1 protein-coding gene, 1 tRNA gene and 1 pseudogene are annotated in these 1,881 nt (G+C 45.3%); all 3 read right to left on the minus strand.

The window, feature by feature from the left end:
• A partial coding sequence (locus tag QCH34_RS11735) for a tetratricopeptide repeat protein (protein ID WP_300334417.1) occupies positions 1-310 on the minus strand: 310 nt, incomplete at its 3' end.
• Between the two features lie 464 nt (positions 311-774).
• Positions 775-884, minus strand: a tRNA-Met gene (locus QCH34_RS11740).
• Between the two features lie 141 nt (positions 885-1,025).
• Positions 1,026-1,881 (minus strand): annotated as a pseudogene (locus tag QCH34_RS11745) (acetyl-CoA carboxylase biotin carboxylase subunit); the annotation flags it as partial.

Genomic DNA, 1,881 nt, shown 5'->3' on the forward strand with positions numbered 1-1,881 from the left:
CCACACCGCGGTTCGTCCATGCACTCACATGATTTGGATCAATTTCAAGTGCCTTGTTACATGCTTCCAAAGCCTCTACATTCCGATCCATTCGCCAGAGTGACCATCCACGATAGTTCCAGGCATCGGCATTTTGGGGATCTAATTCGATTAGTTTGTTAAACGCTTCCAGAGCTTCGCTATATCTCTCACTTTCAAAAAGCATAACCCCCTGATCATAAATCGCTTCAGTATTTTCTGATGCCTGAACAGCTCCTACAAAGCAGAGGAGTAGAATTATACATATATATAAAGTGCCTTTATGGTTCATATGACTCACAATAGTTCCTATTATTATTACCCTGTACCTCAGAGATCTGTTGCCATTGATAACCTTTTGATTCTATTATAACGATAAAGATGACGATCTGTTGTTCAGGGTGTCGATCATTTATACCTATTTTGTATTACCAGGTGTTCTACTCTGAAACGAAGAACAATACAACCTGTCCATATGATAATTATTTAGTTTAACTTGAATTTTTTTATAAAAATTTGCACAAAAAAGGTTAATATGATGTGGGAACGATTGTAAATCCCCGAATTCTGGTCTCTAGATCCCGATAGGATCAAAGACTCAATGTGCCCCATGTGCGACAGGTGTATGTGAGTGGGTATGCGATGGTTTATAATGCACTCAAATCTGCATGATAAAGAACATACTCAGAAAGAAGAATTGAAAAAACAGCACAAATCGTTCTGTTTAGGTTTTAGATTACTAACCTACTGTTGGAGTGCTGCGAGGGGGATCCGAACCCCCGACCTCCAGATATCCCAGATGATGGCGCCTTCGATTGCTCAAAACCCTATGAGTCTGGCGCCCTAACCAGCTAGGCCACCGCAGCATCTGATGTTTGCACGGCTTGTGCATAATAAGAAGGGCGCCTGTTCGTAAATAGCTTGCCATATGGCTTCAGGGAACCTGATATCCTGAGAACCCCGGCAACAGAAAGAAAAAAGAAAAAAATCTGATAGAATTGGAGATTTCAGGCTTGTTTACCCTTATTCATATGCTGGATATACACATTGACTGCTGCTGTAACCGCTGCCGTCTCCTTTCCCTGACGGAGGGATGCGGCGAGAGTCTGCATACGGGACTCTTCATCGCGGTAATAACTCTGGAGGTTCCTCATGATCTGCTGATCCACAAGGAAATGTGTGTGCGTATTGCCCTGGATGAACTGTCGGTTATGCATAAGGGAGTGATGGAGTGGCAGGGTCGTCTTCACTCCCAGGATCACATATTCATAAATGGCTCTTCTCATCCGCTCGATCGCCTCTATCCGGGTGAGGCCATAGGAACAGAGTTTAGAGATCATTGAATCATACTGGGGCGGGATTGCATACCCGACATGGATACCTGAATCAACCCTGATGCCGGGTCCGCCTGGAGAACGATAACGAACGATCTTACCAGGATCTGCAGCAAAATCATTCAGGGGATCTTCGGCATTAATCCTGCATTCGATTGCATGGCCGCGGAGAGAGATCTCATCCTGTTCATAAGCAAGCGGTTCACCGGACGCTATTGCAAGCTGCTGGCGGACAATATCGACTCCGGTGACCAGTTCTGTGATGGTATGCTCCACCTGGAGACGGGTATTCATCTCCATAAAATAATAATTGCCCTCAGAATAAAGGAACTCAACGGTCCCGGCATTTGTATAATTACAGACCTTGGCAACCGTCAATGCCGAATCTGTCATCTTCTCCCGAAGCTCAGGCGTCATGATCGGACATGGCGCCTCCTCAACAAGCTTCTGGTGCCGCCTCTGAATCGAACATTCACGCTCATAGAGGTGTATCCCATGGCCATCATAATCAGAGAGCACCTGCACTTCG

Origin of the sequence: Methanocalculus sp., from assembly GCF_029762515.1 — an archaeon.
In the GTDB taxonomy this organism is placed as follows: Archaea; Halobacteriota; Methanomicrobia; order Methanomicrobiales; family Methanocorpusculaceae; genus Methanocalculus.